Annotated in this window: 21 protein-coding genes, 1 tRNA gene and 1 pseudogene; 19 read left to right on the top strand and 4 right to left on the bottom strand. The window is 37.0% G+C overall.

The window, feature by feature from the left end; all coding sequences use genetic code 11:
* Positions 1-187: 187 nt before the first annotated feature.
* The 6 genes from LMOATCC19117_RS14610 to LMOATCC19117_RS14585 all read left to right on the top strand — a co-directional run bounded on the left by LMOATCC19117_RS14610 (position 188) and on the right by LMOATCC19117_RS14585 (position 3,446).
* Positions 188-658 carry a hypothetical protein gene (locus LMOATCC19117_RS14610; RefSeq protein WP_003734194.1) on the top strand — a complete coding sequence of 157 codons (471 nt, stop codon included), beginning with the start codon at positions 188-190 and terminating at the stop codon, positions 656-658.
* 167 nt (positions 659-825) lie between these two features.
* Positions 826-960, top strand: coding sequence for a 50S ribosomal protein L34 (gene rpmH / locus LMOATCC19117_RS14605; protein ID WP_003718062.1), 135 nt, complete (start codon positions 826-828; stop codon positions 958-960).
* Positions 961-1,049: 89 nt separating this feature from the next.
* On the top strand, positions 1,050-1,409 hold the full coding sequence (gene rnpA / locus LMOATCC19117_RS14600) for a ribonuclease P protein component (RefSeq protein WP_003723727.1): 360 nt from the start codon (positions 1,050-1,052) through the stop codon (positions 1,407-1,409).
* A gap of 40 nt (positions 1,410-1,449) precedes the next feature.
* On the top strand, positions 1,450-2,313 hold the full coding sequence (gene yidC / locus LMOATCC19117_RS14595; protein WP_003723726.1) for a membrane protein insertase YidC: 864 nt from the start codon (positions 1,450-1,452) through the stop codon (positions 2,311-2,313).
* Positions 2,310-2,930: an RNA-binding cell elongation regulator Jag/EloR gene (gene jag / locus LMOATCC19117_RS14590; protein ID WP_003725800.1), complete on the top strand. Its 621-nt coding sequence runs from the start codon at positions 2,310-2,312 to the stop codon at positions 2,928-2,930. The genes yidC and jag overlap by 4 nt, the downstream gene beginning before the upstream one ends.
* 54 nt (positions 2,931-2,984) lie before the next feature.
* Complete coding sequence (locus LMOATCC19117_RS14585; protein WP_003725799.1) at positions 2,985-3,446, top strand: ASCH domain-containing protein; 462 nt, start codon at positions 2,985-2,987, stop codon at positions 3,444-3,446.
* 49 nt (positions 3,447-3,495) lie between these two features.
* Here LMOATCC19117_RS14585 and LMOATCC19117_RS14580 read toward each other — a convergent pair whose 3' ends face one another.
* Entirely contained in the window at positions 3,496-4,476 is a 981-nt protein-coding gene (locus LMOATCC19117_RS14580; RefSeq protein ID WP_003725798.1) for a helix-turn-helix domain-containing protein, read from the bottom strand.
* A gap of 122 nt (positions 4,477-4,598) precedes the next feature.
* Between LMOATCC19117_RS14580 and LMOATCC19117_RS14575 the strand changes: the two genes are divergently transcribed.
* From LMOATCC19117_RS14575 to rhaM, 5 genes are read left to right on the top strand one after another with little or no spacing between them, the layout of a single operon-like run.
* On the top strand, positions 4,599-5,867 hold the full coding sequence (locus LMOATCC19117_RS14575) for an MFS transporter (protein ID WP_003725797.1): 1,269 nt from the start codon (positions 4,599-4,601) through the stop codon (positions 5,865-5,867).
* 18 nt (positions 5,868-5,885) lie between these two features.
* Positions 5,886-7,337: a rhamnulokinase gene (gene rhaB / locus LMOATCC19117_RS14570; protein ID WP_003725796.1), complete on the top strand. Its 1,452-nt coding sequence runs from the start codon at positions 5,886-5,888 to the stop codon at positions 7,335-7,337.
* 12 nt (positions 7,338-7,349) lie between these two features.
* Positions 7,350-8,612: an L-rhamnose isomerase gene (gene rhaA / locus LMOATCC19117_RS14565; RefSeq protein WP_003723720.1), complete on the top strand. Its 1,263-nt coding sequence runs from the start codon at positions 7,350-7,352 to the stop codon at positions 8,610-8,612.
* 12 nt (positions 8,613-8,624) lie between these two features.
* Positions 8,625-9,446: a rhamnulose-1-phosphate aldolase gene (gene rhaD / locus LMOATCC19117_RS14560; protein ID WP_003727578.1), complete on the top strand. Its 822-nt coding sequence runs from the start codon at positions 8,625-8,627 to the stop codon at positions 9,444-9,446.
* 12 nt (positions 9,447-9,458) lie between these two features.
* Positions 9,459-9,773 (top strand): L-rhamnose mutarotase, encoded by a 315-nt coding sequence (gene rhaM, locus LMOATCC19117_RS14555; protein WP_003725794.1) that lies wholly within the window; start codon positions 9,459-9,461, stop codon positions 9,771-9,773.
* Positions 9,774-9,813: 40 nt separating this feature from the next.
* On the opposite strand, the gene LMOATCC19117_RS14550 is transcribed toward rhaM, so the two are convergent.
* Complete coding sequence (locus LMOATCC19117_RS14550; RefSeq protein WP_003734195.1) at positions 9,814-11,226, bottom strand: MFS transporter; 1,413 nt, start codon at positions 11,224-11,226, stop codon at positions 9,814-9,816.
* 155 nt (positions 11,227-11,381) lie between these two features.
* On the opposite strand from LMOATCC19117_RS14550, the gene LMOATCC19117_RS14545 reads away from it, so the two are divergent.
* Both LMOATCC19117_RS14545 and LMOATCC19117_RS14540 read left to right on the top strand, forming a co-directional pair.
* Entirely contained in the window at positions 11,382-11,924 is a 543-nt protein-coding gene (locus LMOATCC19117_RS14545) for a GNAT family N-acetyltransferase (protein WP_003725792.1), read from the top strand.
* 132 nt (positions 11,925-12,056) lie between these two features.
* Positions 12,057-14,050 (top strand): annotated as a pseudogene (locus LMOATCC19117_RS14540) (transglutaminase family protein).
* A gap of 43 nt (positions 14,051-14,093) precedes the next feature.
* Here LMOATCC19117_RS14540 and LMOATCC19117_RS14535 read toward each other — a convergent pair.
* Together LMOATCC19117_RS14535 and LMOATCC19117_RS14530 are read right to left on the bottom strand one after the other, a co-directional pair.
* Positions 14,094-14,166: transfer RNA gene (locus LMOATCC19117_RS14535), tRNA-Val, on the bottom strand.
* A gap of 20 nt (positions 14,167-14,186) precedes the next feature.
* On the bottom strand, positions 14,187-15,212 hold the full coding sequence (locus LMOATCC19117_RS14530) for a LacI family DNA-binding transcriptional regulator (protein ID WP_003725790.1): 1,026 nt from the start codon (positions 15,210-15,212) through the stop codon (positions 14,187-14,189).
* A gap of 226 nt (positions 15,213-15,438) precedes the next feature.
* Between LMOATCC19117_RS14530 and LMOATCC19117_RS14525 the strand changes: the two genes are divergently transcribed.
* From LMOATCC19117_RS14525 to LMOATCC19117_RS14500, 6 genes are all read left to right on the top strand, one after another.
* On the top strand, positions 15,439-17,139 hold the full coding sequence (locus LMOATCC19117_RS14525; RefSeq protein WP_003734197.1) for a sugar phosphorylase: 1,701 nt from the start codon (positions 15,439-15,441) through the stop codon (positions 17,137-17,139).
* On the top strand, positions 17,136-18,428 hold the full coding sequence (locus tag LMOATCC19117_RS14520; protein WP_003725788.1) for an ABC transporter substrate-binding protein: 1,293 nt from the start codon (positions 17,136-17,138) through the stop codon (positions 18,426-18,428). The genes LMOATCC19117_RS14525 and LMOATCC19117_RS14520 overlap by 4 nt, the downstream gene beginning before the upstream one ends.
* A 75-nt stretch (positions 18,429-18,503) precedes the next feature.
* Entirely contained in the window at positions 18,504-19,385 is an 882-nt protein-coding gene (locus LMOATCC19117_RS14515) for a carbohydrate ABC transporter permease (protein ID WP_003725787.1), read from the top strand.
* Positions 19,372-20,223 (top strand): carbohydrate ABC transporter permease, encoded by an 852-nt coding sequence (locus LMOATCC19117_RS14510; protein ID WP_003725786.1) that lies wholly within the window; start codon positions 19,372-19,374, stop codon positions 20,221-20,223. Before LMOATCC19117_RS14515 ends, LMOATCC19117_RS14510 begins: the two co-directional genes overlap by 14 nt.
* Positions 20,224-20,241: 18 nt before the next feature.
* The gene (locus LMOATCC19117_RS14505) at positions 20,242-21,294 is read left to right on the top strand and encodes a zinc-dependent alcohol dehydrogenase (RefSeq protein ID WP_003725785.1); all 1,053 of its coding nucleotides are present in this window, start codon (positions 20,242-20,244) and stop codon (positions 21,292-21,294) included.
* 12 nt (positions 21,295-21,306) lie between these two features.
* Positions 21,307-22,101 (top strand): sugar phosphate isomerase/epimerase family protein, encoded by a 795-nt coding sequence (locus LMOATCC19117_RS14500; protein WP_003725784.1) that lies wholly within the window; start codon positions 21,307-21,309, stop codon positions 22,099-22,101.
* Positions 22,102-22,153 lie beyond the last annotated feature (52 nt).

The following is a 22,153-nucleotide window of genomic DNA, read 5'->3' as shown; positions in this document are numbered from 1 at the left end:
TCCACAAGCCATTGTGTGTAATTAACCACTAATTGTGTATAAGTTTAAACTAATTGAAAAGGTTATCCACAATAAAAAGGTGTTATTAACTAGTTATCCACACTTTCCGGAAAAGGATTTCATTACGACAATGTGTTAAACTATTTACCAGAATAAGAAAAAAGACAAATAAATGAGGTTGTGAAAAATGATATTTCAACGGCTTTTGAAAACGAGAGATACAGAATTTTATCGAGTTATACAAAACGGGAATATTGAAGATGTGTTTGGATACTTACTAATTCACGACAAACGGGAACCAGCAGAAATTAATGATTTTAAAGTGTTTGCAAAAAGTAATATAAATAAAGAAGCTTTTTCAGTGAATATCAAAAAAAATCATATTTACACGATGTTTTTTCACTTTACCGATTTAGAAGAAGAACAGGAAATTCCAAAATTTACTAAAGTTATTCGTTTTATAGAAGGACTTTTATCTTTTCAACCAGAAACAAGTCATTATGTTGATAATTATTTAATAAAGGAAAAACTAATTTTTGAATATCCTGCTGAATTTGAGAAAATCGGGGAGTTTGCTAAATATTTAGTAGAGGTTTCTGGTCGGGAAATTACTATTCCAGACACTACGAGAGAAAAATATATCTATTTGACACAATAATTTTCGAAAAATGGTTTTTCTCTCTATAAAAATATGATATGATAGTGAACGGAGTCTAAATAGAAATTCGTCTAAATAGTATTGACAAAAAAGACCAGTTCACGTACAATATCTAAGACTGTCTAATAGATAAATTCGATTGGACCCTTTCATGGGAGGTGTAATTAATGAAAAGAACATATCAACCAAGTAAACGTAAAAGAAAAAAAGTGCATGGTTTCCGTACGCGTATGAGTACTAAAAACGGACGTAGAGTTTTAGCAAGTCGTCGTCGTAAAGGAAGAAAAGTTTTATCTGCGTAGACCACTGAAAACGACTCAGTGGTTTTTTTTTTGAAAAATCGCTGAGGCAAACGGCCTTATACTAAGATATGTAAGAAGATGGAGAATGTATGAAAAAAAAATATAGAATTAAAAAAAATGACGATTTTCAAAAAGTATTCCGAAGAGGAAAATCTTTTGCTAACCGTCAATTTGTTGTTTATACTTTAAAGCAAGAAGGATCGAATCATTTTCGAATTGGTTTATCAGTTAGTAAAAAAATTGGAAACGCTGTCTGTCGAAATCGAATTAAACGTTACATAAGACAATCATTCCATGAATTAGAAAGCCAAATCAATCCTGAAAATGAATATATTATCATCGCCAGAAAACCGGCGGCCAATATGGATTTTCATGAGGTAAAGAAAAGTTTGATTCATGTTTTAAAAGTGGGGCGTGTTTTAAAGCAAAAACCAAACAATTCAAAGTGAGTGGAAATTTTAAAAAGGCGAAATTGGAGGTTACATCAATTTGAAGAAGAAAAAGCGATTCAAACAGAAGTTGCTCATCGCAAGTCTTGTAATCGGATTAATGGCTGTACTTTCGGGTTGTGGCTATTCAACTGATCCAATTACATCAGAATCAACTGGATTTTGGAGTCACTATATTGTATTTCCATTGTCCTGGACTATTACTTGGTTTTCCGATTTATTCGGGGGAAGTTACGCAGTCGGAATTATTGTTGTTACCATTTTAATCCGTCTACTTATCATGCCTTTAATGATCAAACAGCTGAAAAGCCAAAAGGCCATGACAAATTTACAACCGAAAATCAAAGAACTACAAGAAAAATACTCGTCTAAAGATAATGAAACAAAACAAAAACTACAACAAGAAACAATGCGTCTATATCAAGAAAATAGCGTAAATCCAATGATGGGTTGTTTACCATTATTAATCCAAATGCCTATTCTACTAGGATTTTACCAAGCGATTAGTAGAACAGCAGAAATCAAAACAGATTCATTCTTATGGATGCAACTGGGAAATCCAGATCCATATTACATCTTACCGGTTGTTGCGGCATTAACAACATTCTTGTCATCAAAAATTTCTATGATGGGGCAAACACAGCAAAATAAATCAATGGCAATGATTGTTTATATCATGCCTGTAATGATTCTATTTATGGGTATTACACTACCGTCTGCCCTTGCTCTATACTGGATTATCGGTAACATTTTCACCGTATTCCAAACACTTTTAATTAATAATCCTTTTAAAAACAAACGCGAACAGGAGGCGCTTGCTGCTGCTCAAGTTGCGGAAGATCGTTTGAAGAAAAAAGCAGCTAACATGAAGGCTTCCAAAAAAGGAGGTAAGAAAAGAAAGTGAGAGATATAACTGCGCAAGGCTCAAACGTTGAAGAAGCTATCCAAAATGCATTAGCCACTTTAGAAACAACACGCGACAAGGTCGAAGTAGAAGTTCTAGATGAAGGTAAAAAAGGTATTTTCGGAATTGGTTCAAGACTGGCTATGGTAAAAGTAATTGAAAAAGAAGATGGTATCCAAGTAGCGATTGATTATCTTTTAGATGTTGCTACCAAGATGGGTGCAGTAATCACAATCGATGTAGAAGAAGTTGGTAAAGATGTGAAGTTGCAAATTAAAGGTGACAGTCTAGGTATGCTAATTGGCAAACACGGTCAAACCCTTAATGCACTTCAATACTTAACACAATTAATTGCTAATAAAACAACGAGCCAATACAAAAATATTATTGTTAATGTAGGGGATTATCGTGAAAGACGTCATGAAACGTTAGTAATTTTAGCAAATAAAATGGCAGATAAAGCTCTTAAAACGAAGCGCGCTGTTCATTTAGAACCAATGCCTTCATTTGAAAGAAAAATTATTCATGCTATTTTAAGCGAGAATGAACAAATTGAAACGCATTCTGAAGGACGCGATCCTTACCGTTATATTGTGATTAAGCCAGTTCGCAAATAAATTCTTAGACTGAGGTTTTAACGAACCTCAGTCTTTTTTTAGGAGGATACTTAAATGGCGATTTATAAGGATTCAGTGCATGAAATGTGGGAGAAATACCGGACAGAATACCCGATGATTTCAAGTAAGTTTGAGGCATGGGCATTTGGTAACTCTAATCAGATGGCGAATGAGCTTGGTGGGCTTGTTATGGATGGGATAAAAACCGGTACGAGCAGCTTGTTTTATTGGTATGATCAAGGCGGAGAAACGATGCCGTCTGTTGGTTCTCATGTAGTGCTTTTAGATGGTAATGAAGAAGCAATGGGGATTATCAAGTTAACAGGTGTAACTATTATGCCTTTTAATGAAGTACCTGAAACGTTTGCTTATTTGGAAGGAGAAGGTGACAGAACGCTAGAATATTGGCGAGAAGTACATACATCCTTTTTCAGTAATGAATGTGTGGAACTCGGTATTCCATTTGAAGAAGATGCTCTAGTGGTTTGTGAAGAGTTTGAGGTTGTTTATAAATAGAATGTTTCACGTGAAACAATAGAAGAGTACTGCGATTAATGCAGTACTCTTATTTTTTATTTCTTACTTCATTGGGTAAGAGATTGAATGTTTTTTTGTATAAGGAGTAGAAGTAAGTCTTGTTACTAAAGCCAACTTTTTCAATAATCAACTCAATTGGAGTGGAAGTGGTTTCGATTAAAAGATTTGCTGCGAGCATTTTTTGTTTATTGACTAGTTCGGTAAAAGTGAAATTGGTATTTTTTTTAATAAAGTTACTGAGGTAATTTTTATTGTAACCTAATGTATCCGCGGCACTTGTTAATGTGATTGTCCGATAGTTGGATTCTATAAGCTTAATAACTTCGAGCATGGTGGAAGTGGTGCTTGATTGTGAGTTGGTAAGATCATCAGCTAAATATGTATCACATTTACGTACCAGTTCAGTGAACAGAATTGGCAAATAAAGAGTGATAATTCTTGATGAAAATTCTTCTTCTAAAAAATATTCTGTGATAATTTGGTTTAAAATTTGTTGGATATGCGGAATTTGCGCACTTTGAAAAATAATATATTTCTTTAAAGATTGCTCGCTTACGCTGGAATGAAGAAGAAAGTCGAATAGAAGGCTGTTTTTTTTCTTTATACTCGTTAGCCATTCTAGGCTGATTTGTTGGTCACGGAAAAGGATGTTGATGAGAATGTCTTTTTCGCCTGTTGCTTTGATGGAATGATGGCAGCCACTGTCTAAAAGTAAAAGTTCTCCTTCATGCAAAGTTTCTTTATTTCCTTCAATGACTTGTTCGGAGCTTCCTGAATACATGTAATTTAGCTCAAGAAATTGGTGTGTATGATAAGGATAGTCCGCAAATCGGTTGTGTTTGCTTATATAAATGTCTTTGTTTTTGAAGAAATAATCATTTAATAATTCCATGCTGCCGTTCTCTTTTAAAAAGGATCCATTGGGTAAATCGGGAACAAAAGTGCCAGTGCTTTTTTGGATTTTTTCTTTTGAATTTAGACGAAATAATTTTTTATTAAGCGCTTCCATTTCACAATCTCCTTCTGTAAATTTGATACTTTAATTATAAACACAGGATATTGTAAAGCGCAATCATTAATTGTTTAATATAAAGTAAGCGCTTAACTAAAATAAGTAGGAGGGTTAAAAGAATGGCTGGATCGAGTACAAGTAAAAAAGGAACGATAGCGGTATCTTTGACGAACTATTTAGATTCTGGATGTATTGTAGCGGGAGCAAGTGGACTAACTTTGTGGGCAACACAATTCGGACTTAGCAGTTTTGCGGTGGGATTACTTGGGGCTGTGAGCGCGAATGCGTTTGGTTCTGCAATTGGCGCACTTATTGGTGGTCATTTAGCAGATAAATATGGACGGAAATTTATTTATACGTATAACATGTTGGTGTATATGCTTGGGGTTACAATCATTATGTTTGCAATGAATTTCCCAATGCTATTAATTGGATTTTTAGTTACAGGTCTTTCTGTTGGGGCTGGGGTTCCGGCTTCATGGACATATATTTCTGAAATGGCGGATCCTAGTATAAGAGCTAGAAATATTGGTATATCTCAATTTGCTTGGTCATGTGGGCCAGCAATTATCTTTACTTTAGGAATTATTGTATCTCCACTTGGACTTTTAGGTAACCGCTTACTTTTCTTATCTTTATTGATTGTAGCGTTTGTTGCTTGGCAGTTACAACGTAAATTAGAGGAGTCGAAGGACTGGGAAGCGGAGCAAGTGAAAATGAAAGAAAGTGGTAATCGTTTGGAACACCCTTTTAAAACAGCATTTTCTAGTATGGTAAATGTAAAATCAGTACTTTTCTTAGTGGGTGTGTACTTATTTTGGAATTTAGTAGCGGGTGCAATGGGATTCTTTATGCCGTTTGTATATGAAACGGTGGGTGGTCTTTCTAATACACAAGCGAATTTATTGCAAGCTGTATTATGGATACTCACAGCAGCTTCTACATACTTTGGCTTTGCTAAATTTGGTGATCGAGTAAGTCATCGTGGATTGTTTTTTGTAGGGGCTTTAATGGCAGTTGCTTCTTGGGTTGTACTTACTTTTGTTGGAATGTCTTGGGTTGGCTTATGGACATTTGTTATTTTATGGGGTATTTCAGCAGGGATTGGTGCACAAGCTTTTTACGCACTTTGGTCAACAGAACTTTTTCCAACAAAATATCGTGGTGGGGTTCAAGGCGTGATGTTTTTCTTAGTTCGTGGTAGTACAGGTGTCTGGTCGATTGTGTTCCCAGTAATCTTGGCAAATCTTGGCTTTACTGTGGCGGGGACAATTATGATTGGTTTACTTACAGTGTCGCTTTTAATCGGTGTAATTTGGGCGCCGAAAACACGTGGCAGATCACTTGATGATATTACGAAGGAACGTTACGGAAATACAATTGATTAAAGAAAAGGAGCTAGACCAGTGAAACATTATGTTGCAGTAGATATTGGTGCATCAAGTGGTCGATTAATTCTAGGGAAATTGGTGAATGAAAAATTACAATTAGAAGAAATTCACCGTTTTAAAAATGGTTTTACGTACCGAGATGGGCACGAACGCTGGGAAATTGATCAACTGATGCAGGAAATCTTTATTGGCTTGGAAAAAGTAAAGCAACTAGGAATTTCGGAATGTGTGCTTGGTATTGACACGTGGGGCGTTGACTATGTTTTGATAGGGGCTTCCGGTGAGAAGTTGGCAGATCCAATTAGTTACCGCGATAAACGAACTTTAAATGCGGTGCAGAATTTAACGAGTGAGTATCCACGAGAATATATTTATAAAAAAACAGGTATTCAGTTTATGGAATTAAATACTCTATATCAGCTGTACGTGGAAGAGCGAGATTTACTAGAACGAGCGGAGAAAATTTTGTTGATTCCTGACTATATTGGTTATGTTCTCACGGGGGTTAAGGTGGCAGAAACAACAAATTCATCGACTACACAAATGCTTAACTTGCGAGAACAATTATTTGATAAGGATTTACTTTCGCATTTGAACATTGATGTGGAAAAATTTGCGCCACTGACGGATGCAGGTACGTATTTAGGTAAAGTAAAAGAGGAGTGGCTAGAGGAGTATGATATTCCTAATTGTGATGTAGTGACAGTGGCAACACATGATACAGCTTCGGCAGTGGTGGGAACTCCGGCAGAAGGAGAAAATTGGGCATTCTTGAGTAGTGGGACTTGGTCGCTAATAGGGATGGAGCTAAGTGCGCCAATTAATAACGAAGCAGCTTTTAAAGAAAATTACACGAATGAATGGGGCGCATATGGAACTTATCGCTTTTTAAAAAATATTATGGGGCTTTGGATTGTTCAAGAAATTGCGCGCATGGACGACTACAAGCATAGTTTTGCTGAGATGGCTGAGGAAGCGAGTAATTATCCTTATTTCAAGCAAATTATTAATGTCAATGATGCCAGGTTTAATAACCCGGAAAACATGGTGGATGAGATTAAATTGTATTGCCAAGAAACTGGACAAACTATACCGGAGACGATTGGAGAACTGACAAATTGTGTGTATGGAAGTCTGGCACTCTATTATGCACTAGAATTGGAGAAAATGACTGAAATTACTGGTAAGAAAATCGAAAAACTTTATATTGTTGGTGGAGGAAGTAATGTAGCTATGCTAAATCAATTAACAGCTAAACTTGCAGGGATAGAAGTATTTGCGGGACCTTCTGAAGCAACGGCGATTGGAAATTTAGTTGTACAAATGATTAATCAAGGTGAAATCGAATCTATGCGTGCGGGAAGAAAAATTATTCGAAATTCATTTGAAATTGGCGAATTTTCTTGTGGTGATGTGAGATTTGAGGAAATAAAAGAAAGATTTACTAAGGTACTTGAATTTAATTAGGAGGCTTTTAGAATGGGACAAGAAACAGAAATTAGTAAACGATACCAAGTGGCGAAAGAACGTTATCAAGCAATTGGAGTTGATACGGAAAAAGCGCTTAAAACACTGAAAGACATTAAAATTTCGATGCACTGCTGGCAAGGCGATGATGTTAAAGGTTTCTTAAATCCAGATGGCGAACTTACAGGCGGAATCATGGCGACCGGGAATTATCCGGGTGCGGCTCATACTCCTAAGCAATTACGCCAAGATTTGGAAAAAGCTTATTCACTTATTCCTGGAAAACATAAACTTAACTTACATGCAATTTACGTAGATACAGATGAAAAAGTAGATTTAAATGAAATTGAACCTAAGCATTTCACTCCATGGGTAGAGTGGGCGAAAGAGCAGGGTTTGGGTCTGGATTTCAACCCAACTTTCTTTTCACATCCAATGTTTAAAGATAATTATACTTTAGCTTCACCAGATAAAGAAGTACGCGATTTTTGGATAGAGCACGGGAAACGCTCGCGCAAAATTTCTGAGTACTTTGGGAAAGAACTTGGTCAAACAAGTATTAATAATTTCTGGGTGCCGGATGGTATAAAAGATTGCCCGATTGATCGCTACACCCCGAGAAAACGTTTGATGGAAGCTTTAGATGAAGTTTTTGCAGAAAAATTAGATGAAAAATATACCCAAGAAGCTGTAGAAAGTAAGTTGTTTGGTTTAGGCGCAGAGGCTTATACTGTCGGTTCGCATGAATTTTATATGGGTTACGGAATTACGCGGGATAAATTGATTTGCTTGGATGCGGGACATTTCCATCCAACTGAAGTCATTTCTAATAAATTATCTTCTTTGGCACTTTTCAGTAAAGGCGTAATGTTACATGTGAGTCGTCCAGTCCGCTGGGATAGTGACCATGTGGTGATTATGGATGATGAATTAATTGAAATTGGTCGCGAATTGGTGCGCAATGATTTACTTGGGATTACAAATATCGGTCTTGATTTCTTCGACGCAACAATCAATCGGATTGCTGCATGGGTTGTTGGAACTAGAAATACGCAAAAATCATTACTTAAAGCCCTTTTAGAACCTACAGCTGATTTGAAAAAAATGGAACTGGAAAATGACTTTACATCTCGTATGGCAATTACAGAAGAACTAAAAGACTTCCCATTTGGCGATGTATGGAACTACTTCTGTGAAATTAATGGTGTCCCAGTTGGTCTTGACTGGTTGAAAGAAGTAAAAGCTTATGAAGAAGATGTATTACTAAAAAGATAGGAGATAGTGACGATGACAAAGGATATAATGGATGCTGTTTTTATTAAGGAAATGGCGAAAACTACTTCAAATTTATACCGGTTAGGCTGGGATGAAAGAAACGGTGGCAATATCACTTATTTGTTGGATGAAAAAGAAGTTGTGGAATATTTAGATGTAAAGCAAATCATTCGCACAATTCCAATGGACTTTGACGGTAAAAAGCTTGCTGGCAAGTATTTCTTAGTAACTGGTTCGGGTAAATATTTTAAAAATGTTGAAGAAGCTCCAGCTGTGAATTTAGGTGTAATTCAAGTGAGTGAAGACGGGAAAGCAGTTCATTTGTTGTGGGGCTATACAGACGGCGGACTACCAACGAGTGAACTTCCAGCGCATTTTATGAGTCACATTGCAAGACTTTCTGTGGATCCGGAAAACCGCGTTGTTATGCATTGTCACGCTACTCATTTGCTCGCGATGACATTTACACATGAGCTAACGGAACGAGAATTTACAAGAACTTTATGGCAAATGTGTACGGAATGTTTAGTCGTTTTTCCAGAAGGTGTTGGGATTATTCCTTGGCTGGTTCCTGGTACGAATGAAATTGGAGAAGCTACATCTGAAAAAATGAAGGAAAATCGTTTAATCGTTTGGCCACATCACGGGATTTATGGTGCGGGAAAATCAATGGATGAAACATTTGGATTAATTGAAACCGCGGAGAAAGCAGCAGAAGTTTATACTATTGTGATGTCACAAGGCGGTATTAAACAAGCGATTACAGATGAACAATTGAAAGCACTGGGTGAAAGATTTGGCGTTGAAGCAAAGGCAGGTTATTTAAATAATTAGGAGGTAACAATAATGGAACGAGTGGCATCTATTATGTATTTATATCCTGGTAATCAAGAAGAATATAAAAAAAGACACGACGCACTTTGGCCAGAAATGAAAGAGGCTTTAAAAGCACATGGAGCAGCTAACTATTCGATATTTCTAGATGAAAAGACGGATACATTGTTTGCTTATGTGGAAGTCGAGGATAAAGCCATTTATGACAAAATAGCAGAAACAGAAATTTGTCAAAAGTGGTGGAAATATATGGCTCCAATTATGAAATCAAATCCTAATAACAGCCCGGTTGCATTAGATTTAAAAGAAGTTTTCTATTTAGCATAAGAAAAGAGACATGACTTTAACGCAAAGTCATGTCTCTTTTTTAAATATTTTTCGGTAACCGGAATACAAGTAGGAAACAAAAAACGAGCAGAACAATATTGACGTACATACTCATTTGCAAACTGTCGGAAAAGGCGCTTGCTTTTGAAGTAGCGGCAGTATTTCCAAGTGTGCGGAAGAAGACTGAGCCAACAACAGCAATCCCAAAGGACGATCCAATTCGCTGCGCTGTATTAAACATACCACTAGCTCCGCCGCGATCCACACCAGTTACTGTGGAAAGGGTGAAACTATTCAATGGTGCAATAGTCAAACCACTGCCGATACCAGCGATGAAAAGAGGTAAGAATAAGAGCCAAGCAGAAAAAGCGCCGTCGTTCAAATGGAAAACAATAGACACGGTGCCAAGCCCGATGATAACAAGCGCAACTCCAAGCATTAAGAGCTTTCTACCTAATATAGGGATTAGTCGGTAACTATTAGAGGCAGCTAACACACTACCTAACGCAAAAGGACTAATTGCAAGCCCGGATAAAATAGCCGAACGATTGAAACCAGTTTGCCAAGTTAGCGATAGGACGAAGAAAATACTAGTAAAAGCGGCAAAGTATACAAGCGATAAAAGCATACCTGAAACAAATTGATTATTTTTAAGTAGGTTGGGAGCAATTAATGGCTGATTTCCTTTCTTTTCTTGGTAGACGCTCCATTTGTAAAGAATGATAAAGAGTGGAATAGATAGCGCCATTAAAAGATAGTCTATCGGTTTGAAGTCATTTGCGCCGTTTGAGATAAGTGGAAAAAGTAATAGTAAAAGTGCAATGGTTAGTAGCCCAACTCCAGGCAAATCGAAGCTAATTTTTTTCGTGGAGACAGTTCTTTTGGGAAGATAAAGCATTGCTAGGACTAGCGTTACTAACACAAAAGGTACGTTAACGAAAAAAACTGCACGCCAACCATTTGTAGTTCCGAAAAGTTCAATTAAAAGACCTCCTGTAAGAGGTCCGATGGCAGTTCCCACACCAATAACAGATCCAAGAATTCCGAAGATTTTCCCAAGGCTTTTTCCAGAATACATATCCATAATTGTGGCATTGATTTGCGGGAAAAATAATCCGGCAGCAAGTCCCTGTATTACCCGGGAAATAATTAGACTATTTTCGGAATCTGCAAAACCAGCTGTCACACTCATAATTAGAAATAGCGTAATCCCGATAATGTAGATATTTTTTCGGCCAAATTTATCCCCGAGTCGACCAGCTAAAATAAGTACAAGTCCAAAAGCAAGCGCATAGCCTGAAATTACCCATTCGATGGTTTCACTCGTGGCATGTAGAGCAGTTGTGATATCAGGTAAGGCAACGTTGACAATTGTTGTATCTAATAATGAAATAAAAGCTCCAAGCATAATTGAAATAAGTGCTAAAGTATTACGTTTATTCGTCTGTTCCATGAATCATTCTCCTTTTTTGAAGCTTTTTGAGATATTTTCCATTATAAACCTAAAAACTCTGATGATAAAGAAGGAGCGAATGTTTCACGTGAAACATTTTACTTTGCGAGTAAGATTTGATAAGCTTCTTTTATTAAAAGGGCGGGGGTTAACGTATGGAAAATCGGAAGCAAATGATAAAAACGGAACGACTTTTTTTAAGCGAAATGACGTTAGCTGATACTGAAATATTGTTTGGTTACTGGTCAGATGATTCTGTTACTAGATACATGAATATTGAACCTTTCCAAAGTTTGCAACCGGTTGAAGAAATGATTCGGATGCTACGACAACTAGAAATTGAAGGAAAGGCACTTCGTTGTGTGATTATTTTGCAAGTAACAGGAGAAATCATTGGTACATGCGGATTTAATTATATTGATCATGAAAACCATCGGGCAGAAATTGCCTATGATCTAGGTACACGCTTTTGGAAACGGGGTTATGCGACGGAAGCAGTGAGAGCGTTGATGGAATGGGGAAAAGAATCATTTGAATTGCACCGAATCGAAGCAAAAGTAGACCCAAGAAATAGTGCTTCTATTGCATTGTTAGAAAAGCTTGGTTTTTCGAAGGAAGGTTTACTGCGGGATTATGAAAAAATTGGTGAGACATACCAAGATGTGCAATTGTTTTCGTGGATAGATGAAATTCAGTAGTAAATGTGTCGATTTTTTTACTAAATAGTGTAGATAAACCAAAAGTTATTATATCATAAAGATTTTGCCTTGTTTGTTCTATTTATTTATTGCTAGAATAAGGTTATCTAAAACACTTAAGGAGATTACACAATGACAAAAGAATATTATTTTATAAAACCAGAGTTAAGTTCTCCTGAAACAAAACAAGAAAACATTGATTCTTGGTTAAAGACACAAGATAAAACTTTTTACGATGCACAAATTGCGCAAGAACGTGATTACTGCTTCTGGTGTAATATTGTAGAAACGGCTAAACCAAATTCACGCACGAGTTATACTTCGATGGCATATACATTAAATGAACCCAACATGCTCAATTCAGCCGGCAAGACGAGTTTTATTTTATCAGAAGAAGAGGTATTATACATTCACACTTTATCTGTTGTTCGTGATGGTAAAGTGATTGATAAATTGGATGACATTAATGTAAAAGTACTTGACTATGTTCGTGATGAAAATCAAGCGAGTTTTAATGATGAGAAAAAAGTGACAGTACTTATTCGTGACTTACATTTAAATGATATCTTTATTGTGGAGACGACAATTGAGCGTAAATATGAAGAAAGCAGCATTCGCAATGACTTTTTCCGCTGGATTTATTCCGCGCCAAATTCCTACTGGACTTATGGAAAATACCGTTTTGAATTAAAAAATGAAACGGAGAAAAAATTAGAAGCGAATTTCCATTATTTCCGAGATGAAGCAGGCGCCATCTTAGAAAAAGACAAAGTTATGGTTGAACATAACGAATCTTATACAATCGAAAAAGAAGATTATATTGGAGAAGACGCAAAAGAACTTGAAATTACACCGTTTGTTGATTTTGTTACGGAGCAGTCGTATCCGCAAATTACAAAAACAATCAGTGACATTTATCAAAAATTCTATCAAGTAAACCTTGCTGAATTTGCGGCTGATATAGTGGCTGAACTAGATGAGTTACCGACATTAGACCATAAAATTAAGCATGCCATCGATTTTGTTCAAAAAGAAGTATACTATTTATATAATGAAACAGAGATGGATGGTCATGAACCTCAAGCTGCTGAAGTGACTTATAAAACGAAACAAGGCGATTGTAAGGCGAAAACAGTTCTTTTGAAAGTGATTTTAGATTATTTAGACGTGAATTCAGAGCTTATTTTGGTTAACTATGGTAGTGATGTATTCCTACCAGTTTATACACCGTCACCATTCAACTTTAACCATGCGATTTTAAAAATAACGCATAATAATCAAGTCTATTTTATTGATGCTACAATGAGTAGTGATCAAGGATTTTTGGCTAATCGTCAAAAAAATAGTTTTATGTATTATTTGGAAATTAAACCAGGGGCGGAATTGCAAAAACAAGAGCCATTTCAAGATGAAATTCCATCTGTGGAAGAAGTGGTTTACTGCGATGTTAAAGATAATGCGGCTGAAATTACTTTTGAAAGAAAATTACGCGGTGGAATGGCAAACGGGTCACGAGAAATGTTTAAAAATGATTCCAATAAAGACATTATCAATCGATATAATTTTTCGATTTATAGCAATATGACTTTATATAAAAAATATGAAGAAAATGAAGTTGATAGTCATTTTAGTAATACATCCATTCAAATTGTGGAAGATAATAAAGACTTAAATGAGCTTTCTATAATTTATAAAGCAACTATTTCCGATCCATATATTGTAGAAAATAAAAAGCGTTATTTACATTTTTGGAATTGGAATAATTTTATTGATGATGGTGCGGAAAAACATTTTCATAAGGATTTTCCATATTGGATTGATCGGAATGTCATCAAAACAGAACTTCATTTGACGACAGATAAATCAATTGATCAGCAAGAACGCTACACACGTCAAGAATGTGACATCAAATCTAAGTATTTGAACCATCGTATGACGAAGAAAATTCACAAAACGGAGCTTCTTGTTATTTAGAATATCGTCCATATCACAATCTCACTATTAAAGAGAAGGATTTGGAAGAATATGTGGAAGCTAATAAAGAAATTCTCAAGAGTAACTGGGGTATCGGTATTGATATCATTGAGGATGGATTGTTTAAGAAATTAGGTAAGTTATTTAAATAAAATAAAAAAAGCATCCTTTATAAAAGGGTGCTTTTTTTATAAATGGTCCCGACTGGTCTCGAACCAGCGACCCCCACCATGTCAAGGTGATACTCTCCCAACTGAGCTACAGGACCAGTAAACTCAGAAAATAAGTTTAGACGTTTATTTTCTGAATGGATTCACGTTCAATCATTTCGGTTTTAATAATCGTTGTTTTTGGTACATTTTTATCTTGATGGATTAAGCGGAATAATAAGTTAGTCGCTTTTTTCCCTAGTTTGTTGATTGGAATATCAATAGACGTTAGCGGCGGCGACAAGAAAGAGGACGCTACTTTATCATTATAGCCGATGACGGAAAAATCTGCAGGTATTTGTAAATTTTTATCGGCGGCCATTTTGTAAATGCTAAGGACTTTTAAATCGTCGGTTGCGAAAACTGCGGTTGGTTTATCTGGGCCTTCCATTAGGCGTAGTGCTGCTTTGTAGCTATCTTCTATACTATAACCGCTATCAATAATCCAGTCGTTACGTAAATCTAATTGGTGGTCAAACAGGCAGCTGCGGAAACCAGCAAGACGATCTATCGACACGTGATAATCGAGTGGAGCATGGATACAAGCGATTTTTTGATGACCTTGCTTGATTAAATGTTTTGTTAGAGCGTAACTGTCGCCAAAATTGTCGGTGTCAACAGAGTATATATTTTTGTAATGACCTTCTACTTTTCCGGTCACGACGATGGGGATATTATATGGGTCTAATTGGTGAAAAAAATCTTCATCAGCGGGAGAACTTAGCATAATAATGCCTTTTATCATTTTTTCTTGAATTTTGGAGAGGCATTTTTTAAGTTCGTCTTCGCTGTTTTTAGCAGTTTGAAGAATTAGGTCGAAATTTTCCAACTCAGCTTGAGTGGAAATCGATTGAATTATTTCGGAAAAAAATGGGTTTCCGGTTGTGGTTGTAGTAGAGCGATTTGAAATAACCATGATAGCATCAAAGCCCGAAGAGGTAAGTGCGCGTGCTAGTTTGCTTGGTTGGTAGTTTAGTTCGTCAATCGCTTCTAGTACTTTTTTTCGTGATTCTTCGGAAATGTTAGCTTGATTGTTTAGTACTCTAGATACCGTCGATTTTGAAACTCCCGCGTGTTTTGCTATGTCATATATGGTAGATGCCAAGGTAATCTTCCTTTCTCTCTCTATTGTTTCCGGTATCGGTTCCGGTCATTATCATCCATGTTTATATTACTCAATTTTCAAGTAAATGTCCAACTAGATGTTATCTATGCAAGAAAACTCACTATTAGCAACGTGTTAGAAAAAACATTAAAAATTGTGTTTGACAGAAAGCGCTTTCCATACTATAATTCTTCTTGTGGGAGCGCTCCCGGTTAGGAGGTAAATGATGACGAATTTAAGAAAACGACTTTCGCGTTTATATGCCGAAGATGTGGTAGATAGTTTGGCAGCTAGAATCGAAGCGCGGGTACAGCAAACGCAACAACGAAAGTTAACACGAAAAGATCAGTGGGACGAGAAAGATATTGTTTTAATTACATATGGGGACCAATTTAAAGAGGAATCCAAAAAAACGTTAAAAACTTTTAAGAAAATGTATGATAGTTATTTAAAATCGACTTTTGAGGTAGTTCATTTCTTGCCTTTTTATCCTTATTCTTCGGATGATGGGTTTTCGGTCATCGATTATAAAGCGGTGAACCCGGAACTTGGTGATTGGGAAGATATTAAGGAGATGGAACAGTCGGCGCGGTTGATGTTTGATTTTGTTTGTAATCATATGTCGGCGAAAAGTGATTGGTTTAAGCGATATTTGGCGGGTGACGAGGAGTTTAGGAACTTTTTTGTGGAAATGGATCCAAAGACGGACCTTAGTTCGGTAACAAGGCCACGTGCGACACCAGTGCTGACACCATTTCAATTTGATTCAGGAAAAGTAGGGCATATTTGGACGACTTTTAGTGAGGATCAAATCGATTTAAACTTTGCTTCTCCGGAAGTGCTTTACAAGATGATTGATGTTTTGATGTTCTATTTAGAAGAAGGTGCGGAATATGTGCGACTTGATGCGGTTGGCTTTATGTGGAAAGTGCCGGGAACGAGCTCGATTCATTTAGAAGAGACGCATGAAATCGTGAAATTATTTAGAGATTTAGTAGACATTGCAGCTCCGGGGACGATTATTATAACCGAAACCAATGTGCCGCATGTTGATAATATTAGTTATTTTGGAAATGGTGAAAAAGAAGCGCATATGGTTTATCAATTCCCGCTTCCACCACTTGTGCTCCATGCGATACATCATGGTAATGCAGAATTCCTCCGTAACTGGGCGAAGAATTTAGAGCTACCAGAAGGCAAGCGAACATTCTTTAATTTCCTTGCCTCACATGATGGGATTGGGTTAAATCCAGTGCGCGGCATTATTCCAGAAGCTGAAATTTTGGCTTTAGTGAATGATTTGGAGGAAGAAGGCGCGCTCGTTTCATATAAGCAAAATCCAGATGGTTCTAAGAGTCCGTATGAAATTAACGTGACGTACATGGATGCGCTAAGTAAACAGGCGGACACAGATGACTTGAGGATGTCGAGATTTCTTGTGGCTCATGCAGTACTAATGTCTATCCCAGGCGTTCCAGCCGTTTATGTTCAAAGTATTTTAGGAAGCCGCAATGATTATTCAGGCGTAGAAACAACAGGCCACAATCGCTCTATTAATCGAAAAAAATACGACTTGGCGGAAATTACAGCAGAGTTGGAACAAAGAGGCTCCTTACGAAAAGCAACTTATGATGCGTTAACGAAATTAATTAGCACACGAAAAGCGGAATCACTTTTCCATCCAGAAATACCGATGGAAGTTTTAGAATCTACGGCGGAATTGTTTGTTGTTAAACGTTCATCCGACGTGGAATCGATTATATTGATTCATAATTTATCAGAAAAAGAAGTGAGTTATTCACTAGACAGCGGTGTTTATACAAATCTTTATACGGGCTCCACGGTAACTGGGAGCGATTCCATAAAGCTTAGTGGCTATGAATTCTGCTGGCTAAAAACCAAAAATTACAGGGAGGAACAAAAATGAAGAAAAAGAGTCTTGTATTACTTGTTGTTGTGTTGGTTCTAAGTGCGGTTCTAGCTGCATGTGGAGGGAAAGAGTCTAGTAGTAAGGAAGTAACGATTGAATTTATGCATTCATCCGTTGAAAAAGAGCGTTTAGATGTTATTAATAAATTAATTGCTGATTTTGAAAAAGAAAATCCAACAATCAAAATCAAACAAATTCCAGTTGAAGAAGATGCGTTTAATACAAAAGTTGTCACACTTGCTCGCTCTGGTAAACTTCCAGCAGTTATGGAAGTAAGCCAAGATTTTGCCAAAGTAATGGATAAAGATGAGTTGATTGACCAAGATGCAGTGAAAGAAGTTATCGACTCGGTTGGAGAAGACAAATACTACGAAGGTGCAACAAACTTAGTACGTTCTGAAGATGGTAAAAGCTATATCGCAGCACCCTTAAGCGGTTGGGTTCAAGGTATTTGGTACAACAAAAAAGCTTTAGCCGATGCTGGTTTTGAAGAACCTAAAAACTGGGCGGATATTGAAAAAGTAGCGAAAAAATTCACAAATAAAGCAGATAAAAAATACGGTATTGCAATTCCAACAGCAGAAAGCACGATGAGTGAGCAAGCTTTCTCCCAATTCGCACTTTCTAATAAAGCCAATGTTTTAGATGCAAAAGGTAATGTAACGATTGATACACCAGAAATGAAAGAAGCACTTCAATATTATAAAGATTTGTCAGCATACACGATGCCTGGTTCAAATGATGTAACTGAAATTAAAGATGCATTTATGAATGGAACAGTTCCGATGGCAATGTACTCTACGTATATCCTTCCATCTGTTTATGAAGAAGGCGATCCAAAAAATATCGGTTTCGCAATTCCAGAAGAAAAAGAAAAAGCAGTTTATGGTACAGTTTCTGGTTTAACTATTTCAGCAGGACTTGATGATGAGCAAAAGAAAGCAACGAAGAAATTTGTTGAATACTTGTCTCAACCAGAAAATATGGCAACTTGGGTATTAATGTCTCCAGGTGGAGCGCAACCAGTAAATAAAGAAGTAGTAGAACAAAAAGCATACAAAGAAAATGAAGTAATTAAATCGTTTGGTGAACTTCCAAATGAAATCGCAGCATCATTCAATGACATCCAAGTTTTCGGACTTGTTGACGGTAAAAACCTTACAAAAATGGGAGATATTACTAGCTCAGGCATTATCGCACAGATGGTTAATAACGTAACTGTTGGCGGTGGCGATGTATCAGCGGACTTAAAAGCTGCACAGAAAAAAGCTGAAGAAGGTAAATAATCAAATAGCGGGGAGTTGAGTCTCCCCGTCTTTTTTAACAGTTTAGTACGTCGCTTTTTGATTTAAGGAGGCATTATGAAAACGAAAGTATATAAAAGGTCCGACTTTAAGTTAGCAATGATTTTACTTGCGCCAAGTTTTGTTTTACTGGCAGCACTTGTTTTATATCCGATGATTTCAAATATCCAGATTAGTTTTTTAGATATGCCACTAAATCCGAATATTAAATCAGTCTTTATCGGTTTACAAAACTATATAGATATTTTGAAGGATCCAGAGTTTTATAAATCACTAGGTCTTACTGTGGCTTATACAGTACTTGTAGTGGTTGGAAGTACTGGGATGGGACTACTTGTGGCGATTTTCTTTAACCGCGAATTTCGTTTTAGAAGAACGGCTCGGTCGCTTATTATTTTGTCATATGTAACACCATCTATTTCTCTTATTTTTGCATGGAAATATATGTTTAATAATGGTTATGGCGTAATTAATTTTATGACTGTGGATGTACTCCATCTGTTCAAAGAAGCGCCACTTTGGTTTGATAATCCAGTTTCTAGTTTCTTTTTAGTAACCTTTTTTGCAATATGGCGTTACTTCCCGTATGCATTTATTTCGTTTTTAGCGATTTTGCAAACGGTCGATAAGTCGCTTTATGAGGCGGCTGATATGGACGGAGCGAACATTTGGGATAAATTCAAAATTGTTACTTTGCCAGCGATTATGCCGGTACTTGCGACAGTTATTACGCTTCGTGCGATTTGGATGTTCTATATGTTCACCGATGTATACTTACTCACGAATAAAGTAAACATCCTTGGAGTTTATTTATATAAAACAGCATTCGCATTCAATGATTTAGGGAAAGCAGCAGCGATTTCTGTCATATTATTTGTCATTATTTTTGTTGTGATTATTTTTGCAAGAAAGCGGGTGGATTTGAATGGCGGTAAGTAGTAAAAAGTCAAAAAGAACAAAGAAAATCGCGTTTTATGTGACGATGGTTGCATTTTTATGTATCACGTTGTTCCCATTTGCGATTATGTTAATGACTTCATTTAAGAGCAGTAAAGAAGCCATTTCAACACATCCAACATTTTTCCCGAAAGAATTCACTTTCCAGCATTACATCGATATTTTCAACCCAGATATTTTTCCGTTTTTAACGTACTTTAAAAATAGTTTGGTTGTTTCGGTTTTTGCGGCCGGGATTGCAGTTGTTTTGGGGATTTTAGGCGCTTATGCGTTGTCGAAATTACGCTTTAAAGGGCGTATGACGATTAATGCGAGTTTTTACACGGTTTATATGTTCTCCGGAATCTTGTTAATTGTTCCGTTGTTTAAAATAATTTCGAGTTTGGGGTTATATGATACGGAAACAGCTTTAATTATCACGATGGTTGTACAAACACTACCAACTGCAGTATTTATGCTGAAAAGTTATTTTGATACGATTCCAACTGATATTGAAGAAGCAGCAATGATGGACGGGCTGAATCGCTTCCAGATTATCTTACGAATTATTGTTCCGCTTGCGATTTCGGGTATTGTTTCTGTGTTCGTATACTGCTTCATGGTAGCTTGGAATGATTATCTGTTTGCTTCGATTTTCTTATCTAGCGCAGAGAAATTCACGTTACCGATTGGCTTGAATACATTATTTAGTACACCTGATTATATTTGGGGTAGAATGATGGCTGCATCGCTTGTTACGGCGCTTCCAGTCGTTATTATGTACGCAATTTCAGAACGATTTATCAAAGGAAACTTAACAGACGGTGGAGTTAAGGGATAAGAAAGGAAGTTATTGAAAATGAAAAAATTAGTAGCGACAGCGCCTCGTGTGGCGGAATTAGTAGAATATAATGATCGTGAAGTTTTAGAAGATGAAGTGAAAATTAAAGTTCAATTCGCTTCTCCAAAACATGGTACAGAAGTAGTTGATTTTAGAGGAATTAGTCCTTTTATTGATGAAGAATTTTCACCAGAATGGAATTTATTTGTTTCACGTGAAACAAATAGTGCGCGAGGCATTGTATTTGGCGAGTTTCAGCTAGGTAACATGGTCGTTGGTGAAGTAGTTGAATGTGGGAGCAAAGTAACAGAATACGAGCTTGGAGATATCGTTTGTTCTTACGGACCGATTATGGAAACTGTTATTGTAAAAGCTGTCGATAATTATAAACTACGTAAATTGCCAAAAGGTGCTAATTGGAAAAACGCGGTTTGCTATGACCCGGCTCAATTTGCGATGAGTGGCGTGCGTGATGCACATGTTCGTGCGGGCGATTATGTTGTTGTTGTCGGACTTGGTGCGATTGGTCAAATTGCGATTCAACTGGCGAAAAAAGCTGGAGCAAGTGTTGTTATCGGGGTGGATCCACTTAGTCATCGTCGTGAAATTGCTGAAAAACATGGAGCAGATGCTACTTTTGATCCAATTACGACAGATGTTGGCTTAGAAGTGAAGCGTCTTACTGGTAAACTTGGTGCGGATTCGATTATTGAAACGAGCGGGAATGCGGCTGCACTTCAAGCGGCACTACGCGGAATAGCTTACGGCGGAACAATTTCTTATGTAGCCTTCGCGAAACCTTTCCCAGAAGGATTTAATCTTGGTCGGGAAGCTCATTTCAACAATGCGAAAATTGTCTTTTCACGTGCGGCTAGTGAACCAAATCCGGATTATCCGCGCTGGGATCGTAAGCGTATCGAGGAGACTTGTTGGGAACTACTGATGAACGGTTACTTGGATTGTTCGGACATTATTGATCCAGTCGTTCCGTTTGCAGATTCAGCTGAGAGCTACATGAAATACGTCGATCAACAACCTGATTTAAGTATTAAAATGGGGATTACCCTTTAAGGAGCGATAATAATGAAATTAGGCACACAAAACCAAGCATTTTTCCCAGAAAATATAGAAGAAAAATTTGCTTATGTAAAAGAAATGGGCTTTGAAGGTTTTGAAATTGATGGTAAATTACTTGTTGAAAATTTGGACGAAGTGAAGAAAGCTATCGAAAAAACGGGGCTACCTGTTAGTACTGCATGTGGTGGCTATGACGGCTGGATTGGTGACTTCATTGAAGAGCGCAGACTGAATGGTTTAGAAGAAATTAAAGCGATTTTAGAAGCTTTAGCAGAAGTCGGTGGGCAAGGGATTGTCGTTCCAGCGGCGTGGGGGATGTTCACGTATCGTCTTCCGCCAATGGTTTCGCCGCGTAGCCAAGCCGGAGATTTCAAAGCAGTGAGCGAGTCGTTGGTTTATTTGGACAAAATTGCTGGTGAAACTGGGACGAAGGTTTATCTTGAGCCGCTTAACAGATACCAAGATCATATGATTAATTTGCTAAGTGATGCGCAAAAATATATTGATGAAAATGAACTTAAAAATGTAGAAATTATCGCTGATTTCTATCATATGAATATTGAAGAAGATAGCATTCCGACTGTGCTTGAGACGTATAAAGATTCGATCGGTCACATTCATGTTGCTGACAATCATCGCTACCAACCAGGAAGCGGTAGCCTTGATTTTAAAACAAGTTTTGATCAACTGAAAAAGAACGGTTACAACGGATTTTTAACTTTTGAATGTCGTGTTCGCAGTGAAAATCCAGAACAAGCTTATAAAGATGCGTTGGCACATTTAAAAAGCTGTTTAATTTAAAATAGAAAATCCGTCCCAATTAAAGCGGACGGATTTTTCTAAAAGGAGTTTC

The organism is Listeria monocytogenes ATCC 19117, assembly GCF_000307025.1.
In the GTDB taxonomy this organism is placed as follows: Bacteria; Bacillota; Bacilli; order Lactobacillales; family Listeriaceae; genus Listeria; species Listeria monocytogenes_B.
Note: the sequence above shows the minus strand (reverse complement) of the source record. Positions and strands in the feature narration are given on the sequence as shown.

Coding starts and splice junctions, on each gene's coding strand:
- LMOATCC19117_RS14610 (WP_003734194.1), top strand. CDS start 188: ATGATATTTCAACGGCTTTTGAAAACGAGAGATACAGAATTTTATCGA.
- rpmH (WP_003718062.1), top strand. CDS start 826: ATGAAAAGAACATATCAACCAAGTAAACGTAAAAGAAAAAAAGTGCAT.
- rnpA (WP_003723727.1), top strand. CDS start 1,050: ATGAAAAAAAAATATAGAATTAAAAAAAATGACGATTTTCAAAAAGTA.
- LMOATCC19117_RS14585 (WP_003725799.1), top strand. CDS start 2,985: ATGGCGATTTATAAGGATTCAGTGCATGAAATGTGGGAGAAATACCGG.
- LMOATCC19117_RS14580 (WP_003725798.1), bottom strand. CDS start 4,476: ATGGAAGCGCTTAATAAAAAATTATTTCGTCTAAATTCAAAAGAAAAA.
- LMOATCC19117_RS14575 (WP_003725797.1), top strand. CDS start 4,599: ATGGCTGGATCGAGTACAAGTAAAAAAGGAACGATAGCGGTATCTTTG.
- rhaA (WP_003723720.1), top strand. CDS start 7,350: ATGGGACAAGAAACAGAAATTAGTAAACGATACCAAGTGGCGAAAGAA.
- rhaD (WP_003727578.1), top strand. CDS start 8,625: ATGACAAAGGATATAATGGATGCTGTTTTTATTAAGGAAATGGCGAAA.
- rhaM (WP_003725794.1), top strand. CDS start 9,459: ATGGAACGAGTGGCATCTATTATGTATTTATATCCTGGTAATCAAGAA.
- LMOATCC19117_RS14550 (WP_003734195.1), bottom strand. CDS start 11,226: ATGGAACAGACGAATAAACGTAATACTTTAGCACTTATTTCAATTATG.
- LMOATCC19117_RS14545 (WP_003725792.1), top strand. CDS start 11,382: ATGGAAAATCGGAAGCAAATGATAAAAACGGAACGACTTTTTTTAAGC.
- LMOATCC19117_RS14525 (WP_003734197.1), top strand. CDS start 15,439: ATGACGAATTTAAGAAAACGACTTTCGCGTTTATATGCCGAAGATGTG.
- LMOATCC19117_RS14520 (WP_003725788.1), top strand. CDS start 17,136: ATGAAGAAAAAGAGTCTTGTATTACTTGTTGTTGTGTTGGTTCTAAGT.
- LMOATCC19117_RS14515 (WP_003725787.1), top strand. CDS start 18,504: ATGAAAACGAAAGTATATAAAAGGTCCGACTTTAAGTTAGCAATGATT.
- LMOATCC19117_RS14510 (WP_003725786.1), top strand. CDS start 19,372: ATGGCGGTAAGTAGTAAAAAGTCAAAAAGAACAAAGAAAATCGCGTTT.
- LMOATCC19117_RS14505 (WP_003725785.1), top strand. CDS start 20,242: ATGAAAAAATTAGTAGCGACAGCGCCTCGTGTGGCGGAATTAGTAGAA.
- LMOATCC19117_RS14500 (WP_003725784.1), top strand. CDS start 21,307: ATGAAATTAGGCACACAAAACCAAGCATTTTTCCCAGAAAATATAGAA.